The sequence below is a fragment of the Candidatus Pelagibacter sp. HIMB1746 genome, from assembly GCF_052047555.1.
Classification (GTDB): domain Bacteria; phylum Pseudomonadota; class Alphaproteobacteria; order Pelagibacterales; family Pelagibacteraceae; genus Pelagibacter.
The window spans coordinates 42,765-64,139 of the sequence record NZ_JBNAJZ010000005.1; the positions used below are offsets into that span (position 1 = coordinate 42,765).

22 protein-coding genes and 1 riboswitch are annotated in these 21,375 nt (G+C 30.5%); of the genes, 6 read left to right on the forward strand and 16 right to left on the reverse strand.

What is annotated here, in order from left to right:
• The first annotated feature begins 4 nt into the window (after nucleotides 1-4).
• The gene (locus tag ACTTBM_RS06900) at nucleotides 5-1,450 is read left to right on the forward strand and encodes a protein adenylyltransferase SelO (protein WP_440635287.1); all 1,446 of its coding nucleotides are present in this window, start codon (nucleotides 5-7) and stop codon (nucleotides 1,448-1,450) included.
• Here ACTTBM_RS06900 and ACTTBM_RS06905 read toward each other — a convergent pair whose 3' ends face one another.
• Both ACTTBM_RS06905 and ACTTBM_RS06910 read right to left on the reverse strand, forming a co-directional pair.
• Complete coding sequence (locus tag ACTTBM_RS06905; RefSeq protein ID WP_440635289.1) at nucleotides 1,451-2,554, reverse strand: NAD(P)/FAD-dependent oxidoreductase; 1,104 nt, start codon at nucleotides 2,552-2,554, stop codon at nucleotides 1,451-1,453.
• Nucleotides 2,555-2,556: 2 nt separating this feature from the next.
• The gene (locus ACTTBM_RS06910; protein WP_440635290.1) at nucleotides 2,557-3,024 is read right to left on the reverse strand and encodes a TspO/MBR family protein; all 468 of its coding nucleotides are present in this window, start codon (nucleotides 3,022-3,024) and stop codon (nucleotides 2,557-2,559) included.
• 21 nt (nucleotides 3,025-3,045) lie between these two features.
• On the opposite strand from ACTTBM_RS06910, the gene ACTTBM_RS06915 reads away from it, so the two are divergent.
• On the forward strand, nucleotides 3,046-3,804 hold the full coding sequence (locus ACTTBM_RS06915) for an SDR family NAD(P)-dependent oxidoreductase (RefSeq protein ID WP_440618708.1): 759 nt from the start codon (nucleotides 3,046-3,048) through the stop codon (nucleotides 3,802-3,804).
• Here the strand turns inward: ACTTBM_RS06915 and ACTTBM_RS06920 are convergent, their stop codons facing one another.
• From ACTTBM_RS06920 to ACTTBM_RS06965, 10 genes are all read right to left on the reverse strand, one after another.
• Complete coding sequence (locus tag ACTTBM_RS06920) at nucleotides 3,805-4,344, reverse strand: DUF3833 domain-containing protein (RefSeq protein WP_440635291.1); 540 nt, start codon at nucleotides 4,342-4,344, stop codon at nucleotides 3,805-3,807.
• Between the two features lie 10 nt (nucleotides 4,345-4,354).
• Nucleotides 4,355-5,533 (reverse strand): class I SAM-dependent methyltransferase, encoded by a 1,179-nt coding sequence (locus ACTTBM_RS06925; protein WP_440635292.1) that lies wholly within the window; start codon nucleotides 5,531-5,533, stop codon nucleotides 4,355-4,357.
• A complete protein-coding gene (locus ACTTBM_RS06930) occupies nucleotides 5,533-6,297 on the reverse strand; it encodes a DUF1365 domain-containing protein (RefSeq protein ID WP_440635293.1) in 765 nt (254 codons plus the stop codon). Before ACTTBM_RS06930 ends, ACTTBM_RS06925 begins: the two co-directional genes overlap by 1 nt.
• Nucleotides 6,290-7,528 (reverse strand): NAD(P)/FAD-dependent oxidoreductase, encoded by a 1,239-nt coding sequence (locus tag ACTTBM_RS06935; protein WP_440635294.1) that lies wholly within the window; start codon nucleotides 7,526-7,528, stop codon nucleotides 6,290-6,292. The genes ACTTBM_RS06930 and ACTTBM_RS06935 overlap by 8 nt, the downstream gene beginning before the upstream one ends.
• A gap of 6 nt (nucleotides 7,529-7,534) precedes the next feature.
• A complete protein-coding gene (gcvP, locus tag ACTTBM_RS06940; protein WP_440635295.1) occupies nucleotides 7,535-10,405 on the reverse strand; it encodes an aminomethyl-transferring glycine dehydrogenase in 2,871 nt (956 codons plus the stop codon).
• Nucleotides 10,405-10,785 carry a glycine cleavage system protein GcvH gene (gcvH, locus tag ACTTBM_RS06945; RefSeq protein ID WP_262589607.1) on the reverse strand — a complete coding sequence of 127 codons (381 nt, stop codon included), beginning with the start codon at nucleotides 10,783-10,785 and terminating at the stop codon, nucleotides 10,405-10,407. Before gcvH ends, gcvP begins: the two co-directional genes overlap by 1 nt.
• Nucleotides 10,785-11,885, reverse strand: coding sequence for a glycine cleavage system aminomethyltransferase GcvT (gcvT, locus tag ACTTBM_RS06950; protein ID WP_440635296.1), 1,101 nt, complete (start codon nucleotides 11,883-11,885; stop codon nucleotides 10,785-10,787). The genes gcvH and gcvT overlap by 1 nt, the downstream gene beginning before the upstream one ends.
• A 78-nt stretch (nucleotides 11,886-11,963) precedes the next feature.
• Nucleotides 11,964-12,052: riboswitch (glycine riboswitch) on the reverse strand.
• 32 nt (nucleotides 12,053-12,084) lie between these two features.
• A complete protein-coding gene (locus ACTTBM_RS06955; RefSeq protein ID WP_440635297.1) occupies nucleotides 12,085-12,957 on the reverse strand; it encodes a DMT family transporter in 873 nt (290 codons plus the stop codon).
• Nucleotides 12,957-13,898 (reverse strand): biotin-dependent carboxyltransferase family protein, encoded by a 942-nt coding sequence (locus ACTTBM_RS06960; protein WP_440635298.1) that lies wholly within the window; start codon nucleotides 13,896-13,898, stop codon nucleotides 12,957-12,959. Before ACTTBM_RS06960 ends, ACTTBM_RS06955 begins: the two co-directional genes overlap by 1 nt.
• Nucleotides 13,888-14,565 (reverse strand): allophanate hydrolase subunit 1, encoded by a 678-nt coding sequence (locus ACTTBM_RS06965; RefSeq protein ID WP_440635299.1) that lies wholly within the window; start codon nucleotides 14,563-14,565, stop codon nucleotides 13,888-13,890. Before ACTTBM_RS06965 ends, ACTTBM_RS06960 begins: the two co-directional genes overlap by 11 nt.
• Before the next feature lie 28 nt (nucleotides 14,566-14,593).
• On the opposite strand from ACTTBM_RS06965, the gene ACTTBM_RS06970 reads away from it, so the two are divergent.
• Genes ACTTBM_RS06970 through ACTTBM_RS06980 form a run of 3 tightly spaced genes read left to right on the forward strand, consistent with a single transcriptional unit; the run spans nucleotide 14,594 to nucleotide 16,642 of the window.
• Nucleotides 14,594-15,367: a 5-oxoprolinase subunit PxpA gene (locus tag ACTTBM_RS06970; protein WP_440635348.1), complete on the forward strand. Its 774-nt coding sequence runs from the start codon at nucleotides 14,594-14,596 to the stop codon at nucleotides 15,365-15,367.
• The gene (locus ACTTBM_RS06975; RefSeq protein WP_440635300.1) at nucleotides 15,367-15,852 is read left to right on the forward strand and encodes a tetratricopeptide repeat protein; all 486 of its coding nucleotides are present in this window, start codon (nucleotides 15,367-15,369) and stop codon (nucleotides 15,850-15,852) included. The genes ACTTBM_RS06970 and ACTTBM_RS06975 overlap by 1 nt, the downstream gene beginning before the upstream one ends.
• Before the next feature lie 4 nt (nucleotides 15,853-15,856).
• Entirely contained in the window at nucleotides 15,857-16,642 is a 786-nt protein-coding gene (locus ACTTBM_RS06980) for a putative hydro-lyase (protein ID WP_440635349.1), read from the forward strand.
• Here the strand turns inward: ACTTBM_RS06980 and ACTTBM_RS06985 are convergent, their stop codons facing one another.
• Genes ACTTBM_RS06985 through ACTTBM_RS07000 form a run of 4 tightly spaced genes read right to left on the reverse strand, consistent with a single transcriptional unit; the run spans nucleotide 16,643 to nucleotide 19,938 of the window.
• Nucleotides 16,643-17,350 carry an ABC transporter ATP-binding protein gene (locus ACTTBM_RS06985; protein WP_440618726.1) on the reverse strand — a complete coding sequence of 236 codons (708 nt, stop codon included), beginning with the start codon at nucleotides 17,348-17,350 and terminating at the stop codon, nucleotides 16,643-16,645.
• Nucleotides 17,340-18,062: an ABC transporter ATP-binding protein gene (locus ACTTBM_RS06990; protein WP_440635301.1), complete on the reverse strand. Its 723-nt coding sequence runs from the start codon at nucleotides 18,060-18,062 to the stop codon at nucleotides 17,340-17,342. Before ACTTBM_RS06990 ends, ACTTBM_RS06985 begins: the two co-directional genes overlap by 11 nt.
• Entirely contained in the window at nucleotides 18,059-19,072 is a 1,014-nt protein-coding gene (locus tag ACTTBM_RS06995) for a branched-chain amino acid ABC transporter permease (protein ID WP_262589617.1), read from the reverse strand. Before ACTTBM_RS06995 ends, ACTTBM_RS06990 begins: the two co-directional genes overlap by 4 nt.
• Nucleotides 19,072-19,938, reverse strand: a complete 867-nt coding sequence (locus ACTTBM_RS07000) for a branched-chain amino acid ABC transporter permease (RefSeq protein WP_440635302.1) — start codon at nucleotides 19,936-19,938, stop codon at nucleotides 19,072-19,074. Before ACTTBM_RS07000 ends, ACTTBM_RS06995 begins: the two co-directional genes overlap by 1 nt.
• 147 nt (nucleotides 19,939-20,085) lie before the next feature.
• Between ACTTBM_RS07000 and ACTTBM_RS07005 the strand changes: the two genes are divergently transcribed.
• Nucleotides 20,086-21,342, forward strand: a complete 1,257-nt coding sequence (locus tag ACTTBM_RS07005) for an ABC transporter substrate-binding protein (protein WP_440635303.1) — start codon at nucleotides 20,086-20,088, stop codon at nucleotides 21,340-21,342.
• The last annotated feature ends 33 nt before the right edge of the window (nucleotides 21,343-21,375 follow it).

A 21,375-nucleotide genomic window follows, 5' to 3' on the forward strand; every position in this document is an offset into this window, starting at 1 on the left:
TAAAATGACCATCGGTTGGCATTTTGATAATTCATATTCAAAACTATCAAAAACATTTAAAGAAGACATCAAACCTACTCCAGTTCACGAGCCTGAGCTTGTTATTTTAAATGAAGAACTTGCTAAAAATTTAAATTTAAACTTTTCAGGAATAGATAAAAAAAAATTAGCTGAAATATTTTCAGGAAATAGTTTGCCTGATGAAACTAATACAATTGCACAAGCATATGCTGGTCATCAGTTTGGTCATTTCACAATGCTTGGAGATGGAAGAGCAATTCTACTAGGAGAGCATATAGATAATAAAAATCAACGTTTCGATATACAATTTAAAGGTTCAGGGAGAACTTCTTTTTCTAGGGGTGGTGATGGAAGAGCAGCTTTAGGTCCAATGCTGAGAGAATATATAATTAGTGAAGCAATTAACGCTTTAAATATTCCAACAACAAGAAGTCTTGCAGTTGTTAAAACTGGGGAAAAAGTTGTTAGAGAAAATTTGTTGAATGGAGCAATTTTAACAAGAGTCGCGTCCAGCCATATTAGAGTTGGCACTTTTCAATATATCGCAGCCACTCAAAATCTAGAAGATCTTAATACATTGGTTGATTACACAATTGATAGACACTATCCAGAAGTTAAGTCCTCTAAAAACAAAGCTTTAGATTTATTAAGTCTTGTAATGGAAAAACAATGTCAGTTAGTCATTAATTGGATGAGGGTTGGATTTATTCATGGAGTAATGAACACCGATAACATGGCTATTTCTGGTGAAACAATTGATTATGGTCCATGTGCATTCATGGATCAGTATGATCCAAAAACTGTTTTTAGCTCTATAGATAAATTTGGAAGATATGCTTTTTCAAATCAACCACCAATTACAAAATGGAATTTAGCAAGATTTGCAGAATGTCTGATACCACTTATTGATAAAGATGAAGATACAGCAATTAAAATTGCAACAGAGTTAATTGATAATTTTCAAAATATTTATGAAGAAAAATGGTTAAATATGATGAGAGATAAACTTGGTTTATTTGGTGAAGATAAAAATGATCTAACATTAATTAATAAACTTTTAGATTGGATGAAAAATAATAATGCAGATTATACAAATACCTTCTGTCATTTAATGGGTGTTGAGGTTGATAATGAAGTTTATAAAAATGATGATTTTAAAAATTGGACTAATGAATGGGAGAAAAGATTAAAACTAAATAATTCATCTGACAAATACTTAGAACTGATGAAAAAAACTAATCCTATAGTTATACCAAGAAATCAAAAAGTAGAGGATGCTCTAGCTGATGCAGGCAAAGGAAATCTTGAAACAATGAATAAACTTTTAAAAGTTTTAAGTAATCCTTATTCTGATCAAGAAAATATTATTGAATTTCAAAAACCTACACCAATAGGTAATGAAAAATATCAAACTTTTTGTGGAACTTAATTATAAAACGTAAGGTTCTCTTCTTGCAGTTTTGCCCAATACTCTTTCAACAGCAAAATCACTTATATCAATTGTTTGGTATGAACCAGTTGTGATCAATTCAGTTAACGCTCTTCCAATACCTGGAGCTTGCATTAATCCTCTTCCAGTAAAACCAGTGGCCATATAAACATTATCGTATTTAGGATGTTTTCCAACAACAGCATTATTATCTAATCTGTTACAATCATAATAACCTGCCCATCCTCCAGTTAATTTTAATTCTTCAAAAGCTGGTATTCTTTTTGCTAGTGCTGGCCAAACTAATTCTTCAAAATCATTCCATGCTGGCTCTAAATCATCTGCACCAAATACTGACAATGGTGATCCCGCTAAATATTCTCCACCCTCTGGTCTCCAATAAACACCCGTAGTTAAATCACCAGTTAAAGGCATTTCTTTTATGTATGTTGGGCATTTTACTCTGAACACTGTGTGTTTTTGAGGCTCAACAGGAATGTCCTCTAATAATTCTTTAGTCCAACAACCAGCTGCGGAAACAATTGTTTTTGCATTTATCTCTGAAAGACTTTTAACCTCTCCTTTAATAAATTCTGCCCCAAGTTCTATTGCCTTACTTTTCAGTGCACTATGAAACATAAAAGGATCAATCCAACCCTCACTTTGATTGTCTGTGTAAGTAGCGGTCTCAACACCTTCATCATTTATATATGGAAATAATTTTGATAACTCTGATCCTTTAATATTTTTTGTACCTGCATCACATTCTTTATGATTTTCTAAAGCTTTATATTGTTCTTCAGCATGTTCAGGACCAAACATTAAAAGGTAACCATTGGTTACCATACTTGCTGTTGGATTAGGATTTTTTTCAGTTTTTAACAATTCTGGTATTTGAAAAATAAATTCTCTTGCAAATTTACCAAGTAAGATATTTTCTTTTTGAAAAAATTGTCTTCTAAAACCTCCTAAAGACAAAGGAAATGAAGCTGTTTTGTAAGTTGGATCTCTTTCAATAACTTTTACTTTTCTCCCTTCTTTTGAGAGAAAATAAGCTGTTGCTGCTCCAATTATTCCACCACCAACTACAACAACATCATCCATAATTAATTCAATATTATCAAACTTGTATTCAAAATTAGAGCAAAGCAACACCAAAGTAAATATGGAATCATTAAATACGAGCTTATCATTGTGACGCGTCTAAATCTTATGATTAGATTGATAATAAATGCAATTAACACAACTAATACTATTAAAGCTAAAACCATGTTGTGAAATACAAAGAAAACTATACTCCAAGTTGCATTGAAAACTAAATGAATAAAATAAATATAAACTGTATTCATCTCTTTATTTTTGGAGTGCCAATACATCCAAATAGAAATAGTCATCAATAAATATAAAATTGTCCATACCGGACCAAACACCCAGTCTGGTGGATTAAAAACAGGTTTATTTAACAAAGAATACCAAGGCTCCTTGAAAGTAACTGTAGCTAATCCTCCAATTAATGAAGCTGAAAATGTAATGATAAGAAATAATATAAATGTTACAATTTTATTTTTTAACATAATGTTTATACATAACAAAAAATGAGCAAAAAAACTATTTGGATAACTGGTGGTAGTACAGGGATTGGTAAAGCTTTAGCAATTAAATTTGCAAACAAAGGTTGGAATGTTGCTGTATCCGCAAGAAGAGTTGAACTTTTAGATGAACTTTCAAAAAATTATGAAAATATTTCATCATTTCCCTTAGATGTTACTGATAAAACAAAATGTACAGAAGTTTTCAACCAGATTAAAAATAAGTTTGAAAATATTGATATATGTTTTTTTTCAACTGGTACATGGAATCCAAAAAAAGAAAAAGAAATCGATGTTGAGCAAATGGAAGATGTTTTTAAAGTAAATTTTTTTGGAACAGTGAACTCCATTAAAGCAGTGGAACAATATTATAGAGAAAGAAAAAGTGGTATAATCACTATAGTTTCATCTATTGCTGGTTATAGAGGATTGCCTAATTCAACTGGTTATGGACCATCAAAATCTGCACTAAATAATTTAGCAGAAAGTTTATATTTTGATTTTAAAAGGTACAATGTTCGAGTTTGTTTAGTTTCTCCTGGTTTTATTAAAACACCTATGACTGATAAAAACGATTTTAAAATGCCATTTTTGAAAACACCTGAATTTGCTGCTGATCAAATCTATGATGGCTTAATTAATAAGAATGTTTTTGAAATACATTTTCCAAAAGCGCTTACTTTAACTTTAAAGTTCTTTAGTTTTCTTCCAAGTAAACTTTATTTTAAATTAGTAGGAAAGATGACTAAGCATCAAAAGAAATAATTAATCTTTAACGAATACAACCGTTAGCTCTGCTACTTTAAATCCAAACTTAGTCATTGTAGCTCTGTTGATTGCAACTCTTTCATCTTGTTTAAAGATCCAATCATCAAAAGTAATTTTTAATTCTTTTCCTTTAACTGGAACTAACAAAACATACTCAAATTTAAATGCAGGACCGTAAGAATATCCTATTGCTTTTCCAACAACGTCCCCTGCTGTACCTTCATAATTATGTTCATCTATTTTAGTAATTGTCCACTCTCGGTCTTGAACCTCACCATCGTCCCAATTAAATTTTTCTTTTAAAATTAGTTGTTTGCCATCCCATGTTCCGTCTAAATCGGCTGAGAATTGTCTTGTAACTTTTCCTGATCGATTTTGCAAAACACCCCAAGCTTTAACGTTTCCTGTAAGGTATTCTTCAATAATTAACCTAGGTTCTTTATTTTTAAAATCTTCTGGTTTCATGACACTATTATTTGAGCAACTTGTAATTAAGAAAGCCAGAATTATCAACGAAATTGATTTAATTGTTTTCATATTATTGGTGTTATTTATTCTGCATTGAAAATTGAATCAAATCAATATTTTTAGATTTAAATCCAGCTTCACAATAAGATAGGTAAAATTCCCACATTCTTTTAAATGTGAGATCAAATCCTTGATTTTTAATTTGATCCCATTTTCTCAAAAACTCTTCCCTCCAAATAGCTAACGTTTCTGCATAGTGATCTGCATATGAAATGTAAGAATTAATTGTTAAGCCATTATCTGAAACATATCTATTAATACTATTTTTGTTAGGAAGAAATCCTCCTGGGAAAATGTATTTTTGAATAAAATCCTGTTTATTTTTGTATCTATCAAACAAACTATCATCAATGGTTATTGCTTGAATTGCAGCCTTCCCACCATTCGATAAATTATCTTTTATTGTTTTAAAATAACTCTCTAAATAATTTTGCCCAACTGCTTCGATCATTTCAATTGAAGCGATGGAATTATATTTTCCTTGAAGATCTCGGTAATCTTTAATTTCAATATTTACTTTTTCATTTAGACCACACTTATGAATTCTTTCTTTTGCGTATTCGAATTGTTTTTTTGAAATAGTAATACAGTCTAGTTTCACATCGTATTTCTTTCCTAAATATTCTGCAAAGCCACCCCAACCACAACCAATTTCTAAAACTTTGTCACCAGAACTAGGTTTGATTAGATCAATTAATTTTTGGTATTTATTATTTTGCGCTACACTTAAATTTTTTGAACTATCATCAAAGATTGCACTTGAATAAGTTAAAGTATCATCTAGCCACAATGAAAAGAAATCATTTCCAAGATCATAATGTTTTGCAATATTTTCCTTACTTCGACTTTTTGTGTTTTTGATTATTTTATTTTTTATGAAATTGATTACAGGCAGATCAAGCAAACCTGAGAATTTATATATCACTTGAATATTTCTAGCTGTTAACTCAATTAGATCTGAAAGATTATCAGTTTCAAATTCACCTCTCATATAACTTTCAGCAAAACCAATGCTTCCACCTCTAATTAAATTATAATTAAAATTTGGATTTTTTATCTTAATATTTGCCTTTAAAGATTGATCAGGGTTACCAAACTTTAATATCTCACCTTCATAGGTAGTTATTTCAAGGTATCCATTTTTAATTTTACATAAAAATTTAAAAACCAATTTATCTGCAGCTCTATTTAATAACATTAATTTTCAACCGTTAAATTGTTTCTTATTTTTATTTTTTTTTTAATAATCTTAATTCCTTTCATCCATAATTTAAAGGCCTCAAAATGGATTGCTGATATTATTTTAATGGTCATTAGAGGATGTTTTAAATATGATTTTAATAATTGACTGCTATTTAAGTTTGTTCTTTTTCCATCTTGAGATGCAAATAAAATTTTTCCTTCTTTATCGTATTGATCAATGATTACAGAAAGTTTTTCATCAGGATTAAGAATTCTAAAGAAATACTTACAATTCATTTCTATAAAAGGTGAAACATGAAATTTTTTAGAACAATTATTCTGAATTAATTTATTTTCACTATCTACTCTAAAAACATAAGTATGTTGCTCACCAAATGTATTTTTCACCTCATATAATATAGATATTAATTTATCATTTTGGTTATAAACAAAAAAGATACTTAGAGGATTAAACACATATCCAAAAATCCTTGGATAACAGAGAAGCTTAATTTTAATATCTACAGTCTCTATTTTATTTTGTTCTAAATTTTTCTTTACCCACTCTTCAAGAGAAGATCCGTCACGTTCACCATGATCCTTTTCATGAAAACTAATTAAATTGAACTTATTCAATGAGAAGAAGCTTATTTCTTGATCTATTTTTCTTAACTCAGATAAATCAATTAAAAGTGAGAAAACACTATACTTAAAATAGTGCTCTTTAGGTTTGAAACGTTTATGGATTACTTTTCCGTTATATATGCATGAGTTAGTCATTTAGGTATTTTAGCATTTCAATCGATGATTTTATTCCATCTTCATGAAAACCGTAACCAAAATAACTCCCACAAAAAAGTAAATCTTTTTTATTTTGTAAACTAGATAGCTCTGATTGAGCATCTAATGCTTGTTGATCATAATAAGGATGAGTAAATTTAACTATTTTAAGTATTTTACTCTCATCAATTTCAAAATAAGGATTAAGAGTTAAAAAAATATCCTGATCGCATTTAAGGTTTTGTAAAAGGTTTAACCAATAAGTAATAGAATTTTTTTCTAAATCTTTGTCATTGATTGATGAATTCCATGAGGACCATGCCTTTTTATTTTTTGGCATCACTCTTTTGTCTGTATGAATATATGCAATATTTTCCTTGTAACTAAAATTAGATAAAATTTTTGTCTCTTCATTACTAGGATTATCAATCAACTTTAAAGCTTCATCAGCGTGAGCTGCTATTACTACTTTATCGTAATCAAAAAATTCACTTTCACCGCCATAATATAAATCTAACCCTTTTGATTTTCTTATAATTTTTTTAATTTTATAATTTTTATAGTATTCACCACTTATCTTTGAAATTATTTTATTCACATAAGTTCTACTTCTATTAGTTACGGTATACCACTGAGGTCTATTTTTTAATTTAAAGAGCCCATGATTTTGAAAAAATTTTAAAAAGAATGTTATTGGCATCTTGCTAGCTTCATAAGGTGGCATAGACCAGATTGCAGATACCATTGGTATGATATGGTAATCAATAAACATTTTTGATAGTTTGTTATTTTCTAAATATTCACCTAAAGTTAGTTTTTGATCTCTAACATTTATTTTATCACTATTTTTATAAAATTTAATGATATCAAAAAACATTTTTAAAAAATTAGGTTTAAACAAATTAGATCTATTGGAAAAAATTCCATTTAAACCTTTTCCACAATATTCAAAGTTTGTATTTTCTACTGATACAGAAAATGACATGTCACTTTTTTCAATCTGAACATCATTTTCTTTAAAGAAATTAATTAAATTTGGATAGGTTTGAAAATTAAATACAATAAAACCAATATCTACAGATACTTTCTTTTCATCAAAAATTAAATCTATTGTATGAGAATGACCACCAAAATGATCTTCTTTCTCAAAAAGATCTACATGATGTTTTTTTGATAAATAATATGCAGCACTTAAGCCTGATATACCAGAACCAACTACGGCAATTTTCATTAATGATTATGCCGCGTCTTCTTTAAACTCATCCATACTTGGACAAGTACAAAAGATATTCTTATCTCCATAAACATTGTCCACTCTTGCAACTGGTGGCCAAAATTTATTTGTTTTCAAGAACTTAGCAGGATAAGCAGCTTGCTCTCTTGTGTATTTATGATCCCATTCGTCTGATGCAAGTTCTATATCTGTATGAGGAGCGTTCTTAATAGGATTGTCTACTTTATCAAACTCACCAGCATTGATCTTATCTATTTCAGATTTGATGTTAATTAATGTATCACAAAATCTATCAAGCTCAGATAAGCTCTCGCTCTCTGTTGGCTCTATCATCATAGTTCCTGCAACTGGCCAAGACATTGTAGGTGCATGGAAACCATAATCGATCAATCTTTTAGCAATATCTTCCTCAGTAATACCTGTCTCACTCTTAATTGATCTAATATCAATAATACATTCATGAGCAACATTTCCATTTGAGCCTTTGTACAAAATTGGAAAATGATCTTTAAGTCTATGGGCTATATAATTTGCGTTTAATATCGCAACTTGAGTAGCTAGTTTTAAACCTTCAGAACCCATCATTTTAATATACATCCAAGAAATTGATAAAATACTTGAGCTTCCCCAAGGTGCAGCTGAAACTGCTCCTATTCCTGTAGCGGGTCCACAATCTTTAACAACTGGATGATTAGGTAAATAAACTTGCAAATGTCTTTTACATGCAATTGGTCCCATTCCTGGTCCTCCACCACCATGTGGAATACAGAATGTTTTGTGTAAGTTTATATGACAAACATCTGGACCAAAATTTCCAGGTCTTGCTATTCCAACAAGTGCATTTAAATTTGCACCATCCATATAAACTTGACCACCATGTTTATGTATCAGTTCGCAAATGTCTGTAATTTTTTCTTCAAATACACCGTGGGTAGACGGATATGTAACCATTAATGCTCCAAGATTTTCAGAATGTGCTTCTGCTTTTTTCTTCAAATCTTCAAAATCAACATTTCCTTCTTTGTCACAATCAACAACTACAACTTTCATTCCAACCATTTGTGCACTAGCAGGATTTGTTCCATGTGCTGAGCTTGGAATTAAACATATATTTCTATTTTCTTCGCCTCTATCTAAATGATATTTTCTAATTACCATTAAGCCTGCATATTCTCCTTGAGCACCTGCATTTGGTTGAAGTGAAACTCCAGAAAAACCAGTAATTGATCTTAACCAATTTTTAAGATCAGTGAATAATGCTCTATAACCTTCCATCTGCTCTACTGGTACAAACGGATGAGGCTCAGCTAACTCTCTCCATGAAATAGGAATCATTTCTGCAGTAGCATTTAATTTCATAGTACATGAACCAAGTGCAATCATAGTTCTGTTAAGAGCTATATCTTTATCTTCTAATTTTTTTAAATATCTAAGCATCTCTGTTTCTGAATGATATGAATTAAAAACAGGATGTTCTAAATATTTTGAAGTTCTTAATAAATTTTTTGGTAAATTAGGTAAACTTACTGTTGGATCTTCTTTTTTAATAGACTCGGCTGCATTAAAAATTTTCAACAATTGATTTACTCTATAAACATTTTTCTTTTCATCAAAAGAAACAGCCAACATTTCAGAATTTACTCTTCTAATGTTTACTTTTTGATCTAAAGCATTTTTATAGATTTGATCAGTTTTATCTTTTGTTACAATTGTAACTGTATCAAAGAAATGATCTGAATAAATTTCATATCCAGATTGTTTTAATTTATCTGCAAAATTTTTAGCTAATTGAGAAACTCTTTCTGCAATAGTTTTTATTCCATCTGGACCGTGGTAAATAGCATAGGCAGCAGAAACAATTGCTAACAATGCTTGAGCAGTACAAATGTTACTTGTAGCTTTGTCTCTTCTAATATGCTGTTCTCTTGTTTGAAGTGATAATCTGTAAGCTTTATTTCCATGTCTATCTACTGAGACACCAATAATTCTTCCTGGCATAGATCTTTTAAATTCATCTTTAGTTGCAAAGAAAGCTGCATGAGGTCCGCCATAACCCATTGGTATTCCAAACCTTTGTGAGCTCCCAACTGCAATATCAGCACCTAATTCTCTTGGTGTTTTTAGTAGTGCTAAAGCCAATAAATCAGAAACTAATACTGCTTTTCCATTTTTTTTATGGATTTTACTAATAGCTTCACTTGGATCTTTGATGTCTCCTAAAGTTCCAGGATATTGAAGAATTCCACAAACTAAATCCTCTTTAAGTTGATCTAATACTTTATCTTCGTTACCAACAAGTACTTTTAATCCCATTGGTTCTGCTCTTGTTTGAATTACATCAATTGTTTGTGGATGACAATTTTCTGAAACAAAAACTAAATTACTATCCTTTTTATTTAACCTATGACTTAATCCCATAGCTTCTGCAGCTGCTGTTCCTTCATCAAGCAAAGATGCGTTTGCAATATCCATGCCAGTGAAATCAACAATCATTTGTTGAAAGTTTAGAAGCATTTCTAATCTTCCTTGTGCTACTTCAGGCTGATAAGGAGTATAAGAAGTGTACCAACCTGGATTTTCTAGAATATTTCTTAAAATTACATATGGAGTGTAAGTTCCATAGTAACCCATACCAATAAAATTTGAATAAATTTGATTTTTTTTTGAAATCGCCTTCAGTTTTCTTAATGCTTCATACTCGGAATTAGACTCTCCTATATTTAATCCATCTTTCAATTGTATCTTTTCTGGAACTGTACTTTTTATTAAATCGTCTAATGAATTATAATTTAGCTCCTTCAGCATTTTATTTTGATCTTCTTCTGAAGGCCCAATGTGTCTTTTTAAAAAGTCTTTTTGTGAGTTATGTAACATTAGCTAGCACTCTCCTTTGCAAATTTATCATATTCTTCTTTGTTCATTAAGCTGTCCATTTCTGAACTATCTTTTAATTTAAGTTTAAAAAACCAAGCTGATCCCTCAGGGTCTTCGTTAATCTTAGCAGGATCATCTACTATGGCTTGGTTGGTATCTACTACTTCACCACTTACTGGAGTATAAACATCACTTGCAGCTTTAGTTGACTCAACCACTCCTGCTGTACCATCTTTTTCAACACTTGAACCTTTTTCAGGTAACTCAGCAAAAACAATATCTCCTAACATTTCTGTTGCATGTTTTGTAATTCCAATGGTGGCAACATCACCCTCTACTGTAATCCACTCGTGTTCTTTTGAAAATTTAACTTCACTCATTAGTTTACTCCTTTCACGTAACTTTTTTTATAAAATGGTAACCCACAAACACTTGCAGGATGTTTTTTTCCTCTTACTTCTAGTAAAATTTTTGTATCAACTTTAGAAAACTCTTTATCAATGTAGCCCATTGCTATTGGACCATTTACACTTGGGCCAAAAGTTCCGCTTGTAACCTCACCAATAAGTTTTTCTGACTCATCAAATATTTTAGTTTTTTCTCTTGCAATCAATCTTCCTTCTGGCTTAATCCCAATTCTAATTTTAGAGGTACCCTCTTGTATTTCTTTCATAATTTTATCAGAACCAATAAATCCACCATTTGAAATTCTTTCTTTAGAAATTGCCCACTTTAAGTTTGCTTCAATTGGTGTTTTTTCTGTATCAAGTTCATGTCCATATAAGCACAATCCAGCCTCTAATCTCAAGGTATCTCTTGCCCCAAGTCCTATAAGTTGTGCTCCTTTTTCCATCAAATTCTGAGTAAATCCTTCAGCTAAATCGTTATTAATAGACACTTCAAAACCATCCTCTCCAGTATAACCAGACCTTGTAACAAAAGCTTTTTGATTTTTATAATCAAACCAGTTCCCTGTCATAAAATTAAGTTTTTCAACACCTTCTATTATGTCATTTAAAATCTCAACTGACTTTGGACCTTGAATTGCAATTAATGATCGTTGATCATCAAGAACCATTTCATATTTGTTTTTCAGTAAATTTGACAAAATTTTAAAATCATTATCTTTGCATGCTGCGTTTAAAATAATTAAATATCCTTTTTCAATTTTAGTGATTATCAAATCATCATGAATTCCAGCACTATCGTTCATTAAAAAACTATATTTAGAACAGTTTTGTTTCAAATTTTTTAAATCAAGTGGAAAAATTTTTTCAAGATCAGCAGTTAAGTCCTCTCCACCATTAATAAATAATTGACCCATATGAGACACATCAAAAATACCTGCATTTGATCTTGTAAATTTGTGTTCTTCAACAATCCCTTTGCTGTATTGTATGGGCATTTCATATCCTGCAAATTCTACAAATTTAGCATGATTATTTTTATGAAGTTTATTTAATGATGTTTTTTTTCCCATACTAACTCTGTCGTACCCATCTGTATTTTTGCCTGAGAGTTTTGCTCCTTCGGCGAGAACTCAATCTCTTTCCAGAGTTAATAACATACGGTCCTTTTACCTGAGAGTTTCCTGGGCGGTTGCTCCTTCGGTGTCACAAAGTTTGTGATCTCTCCCGTTAACAAATATTCTAATAAATACGGTTTAATGTCAAATGTTATTAGATCGCTTTTTTTTCTGAGGTATATAAATTGTAAAATTGAAGTAAAACTGCAAAAATAACTATTGATCCTCCAATTATAACAATGAAAGGTGGTTGTTCATTTATAAATAACCACGCCCATAAAGGACCTAGTACAGCTTCTGTTAACATTATGATTCCAACCATTGCTGATGGTGTTCGTTGAGCTCCGATAGTAATAAAGATAAAACCTAATCCTAATTGTAAAAACCCAGCTAAAAATCCTAAAAAAATATCATTAGGAGATATCATTATTTTTTCTGACATTAGGAAACCTATTAACAACGCAAAAACACCTGCAACAAATTGAGCAGGAACCATATCAACAGTTGGATATTTTCTTACAACTAAAATTAAAGTAGCAAATGATATTGGCATTATGAAAGCTGCAATATTTCCAGACATTTGACCTGGAGATAAAGAACTTCCAACCATTAAAAGTATTCCTGAGATTGCAAGAATTATTGAAGTAAGAGTGATTGCTGAAATTTTTTCTTTTAAAAAAAAATAACCAAATATTGCTAGGAAGATTGTTTGTGTTTGAATAATAAAATTAGCATTAGCAACTGTTGTATTATACATCGCAAATACATAACCACTAAAACCAAGTGATAAAATAAATCCACCAAAGAAGCCAGGAAATCCTAAATTATAAAAGGATCTAAATACTTGTTTTTTATAAGTTAAAGCTAAGTACAAGCTAATAACAATTAAGAAAAATACTGTTCTCCAAAATAATATTTGCCAAAGAGTTGCTCCTTCAAATGACTTAACGATCAAACCTCCAAAACTGAGACTGCACGCACCTAAGAAAATTAAAAAAGGCCCTGGAAGTTTTCTAATAATATTCATTATATTTGATTGAGTAAGTTCTGAGTATCCATCTCATACAATTTAAATAAAGTTTCAGCATCAGATAAATTTATCTCTTTAAATTTAATCTTTGAGCCAGGTGATATTTGTACTAATCGATCATAATCAACGCTGGCTACCACACCAATTTTTGGATATCCTCCAATAGTACCATGGTCTGAAAGCATAATAATTGGGTTTCCATCTGCTGGTACTTGGATGACTCCTTTTAACAAACCTTCTGATTTAATATTGGTATTTACAATATTTTCAATTTTTGGACCTTCTAATCTCATTCCCATTCTATCTGAAAGTTTTGATACAGAAAATTCTTTTTCAAAAAATATCTTTTTTCCTTCATCAGAAAAATAATCAAAGTTTGGTCCTTTTATTACTCTAATATTTTCAACTTTAGAGTTTATATAATTAGTTTTTTTTTTACTTTGGTCTGAATTAATATTTAGGATATTTATTTTTTGACCGTTCTCTAATTTTTTTCCATTATTTGATCCAATATTTGCCTTGGTATTTATCGAACAACTATTCCATTGAAATTTTAAATCTAATTCTCCACCAACTGCTAAATAGCCATAAACTGATTTATTTGTAGAGATAAGATTGATTTCATCTCCACTTTCGATTTGATAACTCTCATAACAATTACCATCAATTTCTGTGCCATTTTTAATAATTTTAAAAACAATATCACCAGTGACTACTATATTAATTTTATCTCCAGAATATTTTAAATGTGGTCCTTGGTATGCAAATTCTATCACTGGTGAATTTAATTTATTACCTACCAGCTTGTTAGCTAAACTATAATTTCTATTATCCATTGCTCCACTAAATGGAATTCCTATATGATATAAATTATTTCTTCCTTGGTCTTGAAAGGTTGTGTTTACTCCAGCTCTTATAATTTCGAAATTATTTATCATTATAGCTATTATATTTTTCAAGACTTATTTGTTTAAAAACTACAATATCGCCAGGATTTATTAAATTTGGTTCTAATTCTTTTGAATTATCAAAAACATCTACAGGTGTATTACCAAGTATGTTCCATCCACCAGGGCTTTCAAATGTATAAATATTTGCAAATTGTTCAGTTAAAGCAACTGATCCTTTGGGGACTTTTACTCTTGGTGTTTCTAATCTTGGTACTCTCATATTTTCATCCAAATCACCTAAAAAAGGCATACCGGCAATAAATCCAGTCATATAACAAAAATATTCCTTACTAAAAAAATTTTCTAAAATTTTATCTCGATTAATATTTAATTTTTCTTCTAATCTTTTTATATCAAGAGAAAATTGATCATCACAACAAACTGGAATTTCTATTTTAGTGCTATTGTTGTCTTGAGTTTCATTAACATTTAAATTTTCAATCAATTTTTTAACTTCTTTAAAGTTTGTTTTTCTAAGGTCGTAAGAAACTATTAATTTATTATAAGAAGGAGTAAGATTATTTATACTTTGAACATTCTCTTTTTTTAAAGCTTTAAAATATTTTATTACTTCAGAGTTAACTGATTTATTTACCTCTACACCAAAATCGCAATAAACAGCTGCGTCACCAAGATTTGATATATTTTTTATCATGGCATGTTATACTTCAACAATTAGAACTATGGAAATTAATATAAATTGTGATTTAGGTGAAAAATCAAAACACCATTCAAATAAATATGATCCAGATTTACTCGATATAGTAAATTCTGCTAATGTTGCATGTGGATTTCATGCTGGTGATGAAGAATCTATGAACCAAGTGGTTCAAATATCAAAAAAAAACGGTGTTAGCATTGGTGCTCATCCATCATTCAATGACCCAGAAAATTTTGGAAGACAAAGAATGAACCTTGCACCTGAAGAAGTTAGAAAATTAATTATCGACCAATATGAAATTTTACAAAAGATTGCTCAAGATCATGGAGAAAATGTTACTCATATTAAACCACATGGAGCATTAAATAATATGGCGTGTGAGGATATTGAGCTGGCAACAACTTTAGCGAAAGCGATCAATGAAATAAGTAAGGATTTAATCTATTTAGTTCCTACTGGCTCTAAAATGGAGCAAGCAGCTAAAAAATTAGATATGAAAATTGCCTGTGAAATTTTTGCAGATAGAACCTATGAAGATGATGGAAATTTAGTTTCAAGAAAAAAACCACACGCATTAATTACTGATCCTGAAGAAGCTAAAAAACATGTATTGAGCATGGTAAAAAATCAGGCACTGAATTGTCACAGTGGAAAGCAAATACCTTGTGAAATCGACTCTGTGTGCATACATGGTGATAATGAAAGTTCACTTGCTACTGCAAGATCAATTAGAGAAAATTTAATTGAAAATGGACTACATTTAAAACCTTTAAGCCAAATGGAGAAATTTTTATAATGATTAATAAAATATTTATTACTTTGATATTTGTTTTGTTTGCTTCCAATGCAATTTCAGCAGGTTCAGACTCAACACCAAAAAAGGTAAAGTCAGATTACGACAAAGCAGTACAATCAATCAAATTTGCAAAAAAATACGAAAAAAAAGGTAAATTAGAAAAAGCTAAAAAAAGATATTCAAAAGCACAGAAGCTTCTTCTTAAATCAAATAAAGAAAAACCTCTTCAAGCAGATACTTTAAACTATCTTGGTTTTACAACTAGAAAGCTTGGTGATTATGAAAATGGAGAAAAATATTATCTTTTAGGTCTAGAAATTGATCCAAATCACAAAGGTATCAATGAATATCTAGGAGAACTTTATGTTGCTACAAATAGAATGGATTTAGCTAAAGAAAGACTTAAAGTATTAGAAACTTGTAACTGTGAAGAATATAACGAGTTAAAAGAAATAATTGAAGGAACTAAGAAATCTAAATACTAATTTAATGCTAGATATTCAAGATCCATTAGAAGCAAGAAAAGTTATCAGAAAAAATAATTATAAAGAACAAACTGCAGGCGCTGCTAACAAGTATGTTCAAGGAAATCTTTGTATCTTACCAAGTAAATATGCAATGGACTTTGCTTCTTTCTGTCAAAAAAATCCAAAACCTTGTCCATTAATTGGATTTGGTACTAAAGGAGATCCTTCATTAAAAGATCTTGGTGATATTGATATTAGAACTGATGTTCCTCAATATAGAGTATGGGAAAAAGGCAAATTAGTTGACGAGCCATATGATATTAAAAAATATTGGAATGAAGATTTAACAACTTTTGTTCTAGGATGTTCAATGTCTTTTGAGCTGCCTTTAATTGAGGCTGGTATTCCAATTCAACATATAGAAAACAATACTATTGTTCCGATGTATAAAACTTCAATAGATTGTGAACCTGCAGGACAGTTTTCAGGAAAACTAGTTGTGTCTATGAGACCATTAAGTTCAAAAGATACGATTAGATCAATTCAAATTAGTTCAAGATTTCCTGCCGTACATGGTGCACCTGTGCATGTTGGTAATCCTGATGAAATTGGAATTAAAGATATAATGAAACCTGAATATGGTGATCCACCTAGAACAATAAAGAACAATGAAATTCCTGTATTTTGGGCATGTGGTGTTACTCCTCAATCTGTTTTAGAAAATTCAAAACCTGATTTTTGCATCACTCACAGTCCGGGTAAAATGCTTATTACTGATAAACTAAATAACGATCTTGCTGCTTTTTAATTAATTTCCTAAAAAAACTTTAGTTACTTTCTCATTATCAATTAAATCTTCTGATTTACCATCGATAACTAATCTTCCACTTTCTAAAACATAGCCTCTGTCCGCCATACTCAGAGCTAATCTTACATTTTGCTCTACAAACAAAATTGAAATACCTTCTGCAACAATATTTTTAAATATCTTAATTAAGTCTTTCATAACCATTGGTGATAGACCTAAAAAAGGTTCATCTACCATCAAAAGTTTAGGTAAACCCATCATGCCTCTAGCTATAGCTAACATTTGTTGCTCACCACCAGACATTGTTTTTGCTAACTGATCTGATCTGGTTTCTAACTTTGGAAATATCTTATAAACCTTATTTAATGAATTTGTTAACTCTTCTTTTGCTTTTGGATGCCAAGCACCCAATAAAAGATTTTGTTTAACTGTAAGATGAGGAAAAACTCTTCTTCTTTCAAGTACATGTGAAATTCCTAACTCGGTTCTCTTATAAGTTGGAATATTTGAAATTAAAGTATTATCAAAAGTAATAGAACCTTTTTTATGTTCAACAAGATTACTTATAGTATTTAAAACAGTACTTTTACCAGACCCATTTGGTCCTAAAAGTGCAACCATTTCAGCTTTATTTACATTAATAGAAACATCCCAGATAACTTGGAAATCATCATATAAAACATCAATATTTTTTACATCAAGCAGCATCAAATGTTCCTAAGTAAGCATCAATTACTTGTTTATTAATTTGAATTTCTTTTGGTTCACCAAATGCAATTCGTTTTCCTTGATCTAATGCAAGAACATTGTCAGAAATTTCCATAATTATATTTATATTATGTTCGATTGTAATAATTGTTACACCAGTCTTTTTTAATTTTTTAACAAGTTCAACAAGTCCAGGAATAGTTTTTTGGTCCACACCTCCTGTTACTTCATCCATCAAAAGTAATTTAGGATCAATAGCCATAGCTCTAGCCATTTCTAATCTTTTTCTTTGTCCGGTTGATAACTCTTTTGCAAAATGATGTCTTTTCTCAATCAAATCTACAAAGTCAATAATCTCTAAGGCTCTATCTCTTGCTTTTTTAATATCTTTTTCTTTTACAAATGCTCCTATCATTACATTCTCAAGTAATGTTTGATCTGCAAATGGTTTTAATTTTTGGAAGGTTCTACCTACGCCAAGGTTACTAATTTTATCAGGACTAATTCCAAAAATATTTTTATCAAAAAATTTTACTTTTCCAGTATCTGGTTTTGTAAAACCAGTAATCAAATCAAATAATGTAGATTTACCAGCACCATTAGGTCCTATAACTCCTAAAATAGATCCTTCTTCGACATCAAAAGAAATATCTCTATTTGCATGGATTCCACCAAAAGATTTACTTAGATTTTCAACTGTTAATATTTTCATCTTTGTTTTTTTCTTTCTAAAATATCTTTAGGAATAAATGAGATCAGACCATTTGGTCTAAAAATGCAAATAATCATTAAAATCAAACCATAAAAAATTAAGTCAACAGCGCCACCTGTGCCTCCTAAATAAATTCTTGAATATTCTGAAATTGGTACAAGTATTGCAGCTCCTATAATTGGGCCCCAAACATTTCCAATTCCACCTAGGACTGTGATTAATAAAACTATAATTGATATTTCAATATTGAAAACTCTATCTGGATCAATAATCAAAATATATTGAGCAAACAAACTACCCATTGGAGCCATGATCATTGCTGAAATCACATAAGCTATAATTTTATAGTTTGAAACATTTATACATAAACTTAATGCTGCTTGTGGATCATCTCTAACTGCTCTTAATCTGTAACCTAGTTTTGATCTACTTAGTAACCAAACTAAAAAGAATGTGATTAAAAAGAATATTAAAAAAACATAATAATATGGAGCTTTACTGCTATGAAACTGCAATGCAGACCATGAGTCTTCTGGTGTCATTGTCACCCACAATCCTGATGCAGCCCCTACTAAATCCCATCTTTGAAAAACTACTTGGAAACTTATCCCAATTAATAAAGTGGCAATTGCAAAATAGTGACCACTTAATCTTAGCATTGGTATACCAATTAAGACAGCAAAAATTCCTGAAACAAACATACCAAAAAATATACTGATCCATGGTGTTATTCCGTACTCCATATAAAAAAATGAAGTTGCATAAGCTCCTATTCCAAAAAATGCTCCATGACCCAAACTAATTTGACCAGAAAAACCTGCAATTACATTCCAAGACTGAGCCATAACTGCATGCATAAAAATCATAATAAATAAATGCAGATAAAATGAATTCATTCCAAAAAGCGGCAGTGCAAACAAAAGTATAACTAAGCCAGCAATAATTGATATTACTCTATTATTCGTATTCCAAATCGGTTCTGATTTTGCAATTTCTAACTTACTATCCATTAATATCTACCAAAGAGACCTTGAGGTTTATAAATCACAACTAAAAGATAAATTGCAAATACATATAAAAGTTTAAATGATGGGTCGATCAATAATCCGCCAAGAGATTCTACCAATCCTATGATTATACCAGCATACAAACATCCAATGATGCTTCCAAAACCTCCTAATGCTACTGCAACGAAAGCAAATAATGCAAAATTGATACCAACGTCAGTAAAAATAAAAAAATAGTTTGCCATCATTCCACCTGCTACTCCTACACAACCAAGTCCAATTGCCCAACCAATTGCAAACATTTTATTTGATGGAATTCCTAAAATTTCTGCAGCGTGTCTATCTTGTGCTGTTGCTTGAAGAGCTAATCCAGTTTCTGTTTTTGTTACAAACCAATACAATCCAAAAAATGCAACTAGACAAACAAGACTTGCATATAATTGGGGCTGACCAATAAACACAGATCCAATTTCAATACGTCCTTCTAGTAAAGGTTTATCAACATTTCTAAAGTCTGGTGTCCATAATAGTTGAGCGATCGATCTAATAAAAATAGATAATCCAAATGTTGCACAAATTTGGATAAGCATTTTTGCTTTTAAGATATAGCGAATTAAAAAATAATGAGTAACAATTCCACAAAATGCCAATAAAAGTATAGTAATTGGAATTGAAAACAGTGGATCTAAACCAAATAAAGACCAAAGCCAAAATGATGAAAACATAGACAACATCAAATGCTCTCCATGAGCAAAATTTACAATTTCCATTAATCCAAAAATTAAACTTAAGCCTGCTGCAATTAATGCATAGATTAATCCCATCATTAATCCTGTGACTATAGCTTGAATTATAATTTCAGAGGTCATTTGGTTTATTATTAAAGTATATATAAAGAATGTATATATTAAACAAATACTTCTTAAGCATTAGTAAAATAAAAAAACTAAATCATTGAATTGATGAATTGAATAGTATTAAGTTAGACATTTAAAAATTAAACAAGAGGGAAAAAAATGAGAAAATTAATTCTTACAATATTTACTTTTTTTTCATTAGTATCTGCGCCAGTAATTAGTTACGCAGAAGATGTTAAAATTGGAGTACTTTATCCACTTACAGGACCTGTTGCTCAGGTTGGTAAAGACGCTGTTGCAGCAGTTAAGACAGCTTTAGATATCATCAATAACAGTCACAACATTCCAGGTATGCCACTTGCAAAAGATGCCGGATTAAAAGGATTAGGCGGCGGTAAAATATCTATCGTTGTTGGAGACCATGGTGGAAAACCAGATATCGGTGTTGGTGAGACTGAGAAAATGTTAAATTCTGATAAAGTTCATGCAATGTTTGGAGCTTACTACTCATCAGTAACTGGTGCTGCTAGTCAAGTATCTGAGAGAGCAGGAATACCTTGGGTAAACGGCGAGTCTACTTCTCCAAAATTAACAACAAGAGGATTTAAATACTTCTTCAGAGTTACTCCACACGATGGTGAGTTTACTCAGCTTATGTTTGAATTCATGAACGACTTTAATAAAAAAAATAGCAACAAATTAAAGACACTAGGTATTATTCATGAAGATACATTGTGGGGTGCTGACAGTGGTGGAACTCAAGACAAAATGGCTAAAGAACAAGGTTATGATGTTGTAGAGAAAATTAGCTACAAAGCTAAAACAACAACTTTAAGTTCTGAAGTACAAAGATTGAAAGCAAAAAACCCAGATGTTTTATTGCCTTCATCTTATACAGCTGATGCATATTTGTTTTTAAATACTGCAAAAGAACTTGATTATAATCCTAAACTTTTAGTTGCTCAAAACGCTGGTTATACAGATCCTAAATTCATAGACACAATGGGAAGCAAAGCAGAAGGTGTAATTACAAGATCACCTTTTAACACTGACTTAGCAAAAACTATTCCTATGATTGGAACTGTAAACGACTTGTTTAAAACACACTCTGGTGGAAGAGATTTATCAGATGTACCTGCAAGAGCATTTACAGGTTTTATGGCTTTAGCTAATGCAATTAATAATGCTGGATCAACAGATCCTGAGAAAATCAGACAAGCTCTAGTAAATCTAGATATGTCATCTGAGTCTTTAATTGTTCCTTACAGAGGAATTAAGTTTGGAGCAGATGGTCAAAACGAAAAAACTAGAGGTATTTTAATGCAAGTTCAAAATGGAAAATACTGTACAGTATATCCATTTGAATTAGCAGCTTGTGAGTTAAAATATCCTATGCCTACTTGGTCTGAAAGATAATTTAATAAAAATACAATTATTAAGGCGGTCAAA

Bases quoted from the DNA above. Each gene is read 5' to 3' on its own strand.
- ACTTBM_RS07005 (WP_440635303.1), top strand. From the start codon at position 20,086: ATGAGAAAATTAATTCTTACAATATTTACTTTTTTTTCATTAGTATCT.
- gcvT (WP_440635296.1), bottom strand. From the start codon at position 11,885: ATGGGAAAAAAAACATCATTAAATAAACTTCATAAAAATAATCATGCT.
- ACTTBM_RS06955 (WP_440635297.1), bottom strand. From the start codon at position 12,957: ATGAATATTATTAGAAAACTTCCAGGGCCTTTTTTAATTTTCTTAGGT.
- ACTTBM_RS06900 (WP_440635287.1), top strand. From the start codon at position 5: ATGACCATCGGTTGGCATTTTGATAATTCATATTCAAAACTATCAAAA.
- ACTTBM_RS06995 (WP_262589617.1), bottom strand. From the start codon at position 19,072: ATGGATAGTAAGTTAGAAATTGCAAAATCAGAACCGATTTGGAATACG.
- ACTTBM_RS06905 (WP_440635289.1), bottom strand. From the start codon at position 2,554: ATGGATGATGTTGTTGTAGTTGGTGGTGGAATAATTGGAGCAGCAACA.
- gcvH (WP_262589607.1), bottom strand. From the start codon at position 10,785: ATGAGTGAAGTTAAATTTTCAAAAGAACACGAGTGGATTACAGTAGAG.
- ACTTBM_RS06975 (WP_440635300.1), top strand. From the start codon at position 15,367: ATGATTAATAAAATATTTATTACTTTGATATTTGTTTTGTTTGCTTCC.
- ACTTBM_RS07000 (WP_440635302.1), bottom strand. From the start codon at position 19,938: ATGACCTCTGAAATTATAATTCAAGCTATAGTCACAGGATTAATGATG.
- ACTTBM_RS06980 (WP_440635349.1), top strand. From the start codon at position 15,857: ATGCTAGATATTCAAGATCCATTAGAAGCAAGAAAAGTTATCAGAAAA.
- ACTTBM_RS06910 (WP_440635290.1), bottom strand. From the start codon at position 3,024: ATGTTAAAAAATAAAATTGTAACATTTATATTATTTCTTATCATTACA.
- ACTTBM_RS06920 (WP_440635291.1), bottom strand. From the start codon at position 4,344: ATGAAAACAATTAAATCAATTTCGTTGATAATTCTGGCTTTCTTAATT.
- gcvP (WP_440635295.1), bottom strand. From the start codon at position 10,405: ATGTTACATAACTCACAAAAAGACTTTTTAAAAAGACACATTGGGCCT.
- ACTTBM_RS06970 (WP_440635348.1), top strand. From the start codon at position 14,594: ATGGAAATTAATATAAATTGTGATTTAGGTGAAAAATCAAAACACCAT.
- ACTTBM_RS06990 (WP_440635301.1), bottom strand. From the start codon at position 18,062: ATGAAAATATTAACAGTTGAAAATCTAAGTAAATCTTTTGGTGGAATC.
- ACTTBM_RS06935 (WP_440635294.1), bottom strand. From the start codon at position 7,528: ATGAAAATTGCCGTAGTTGGTTCTGGTATATCAGGCTTAAGTGCTGCA.
- ACTTBM_RS06985 (WP_440618726.1), bottom strand. From the start codon at position 17,350: ATGCTGCTTGATGTAAAAAATATTGATGTTTTATATGATGATTTCCAA.
- ACTTBM_RS06930 (WP_440635293.1), bottom strand. From the start codon at position 6,297: ATGACTAACTCATGCATATATAACGGAAAAGTAATCCATAAACGTTTC.
- ACTTBM_RS06925 (WP_440635292.1), bottom strand. From the start codon at position 5,533: ATGTTATTAAATAGAGCTGCAGATAAATTGGTTTTTAAATTTTTATGT.
- ACTTBM_RS06915 (WP_440618708.1), top strand. From the start codon at position 3,046: ATGAGCAAAAAAACTATTTGGATAACTGGTGGTAGTACAGGGATTGGT.
- ACTTBM_RS06960 (WP_440635298.1), bottom strand. From the start codon at position 13,898: ATGATAAATAATTTCGAAATTATAAGAGCTGGAGTAAACACAACCTTT.
- ACTTBM_RS06965 (WP_440635299.1), bottom strand. From the start codon at position 14,565: ATGATAAAAAATATATCAAATCTTGGTGACGCAGCTGTTTATTGCGAT.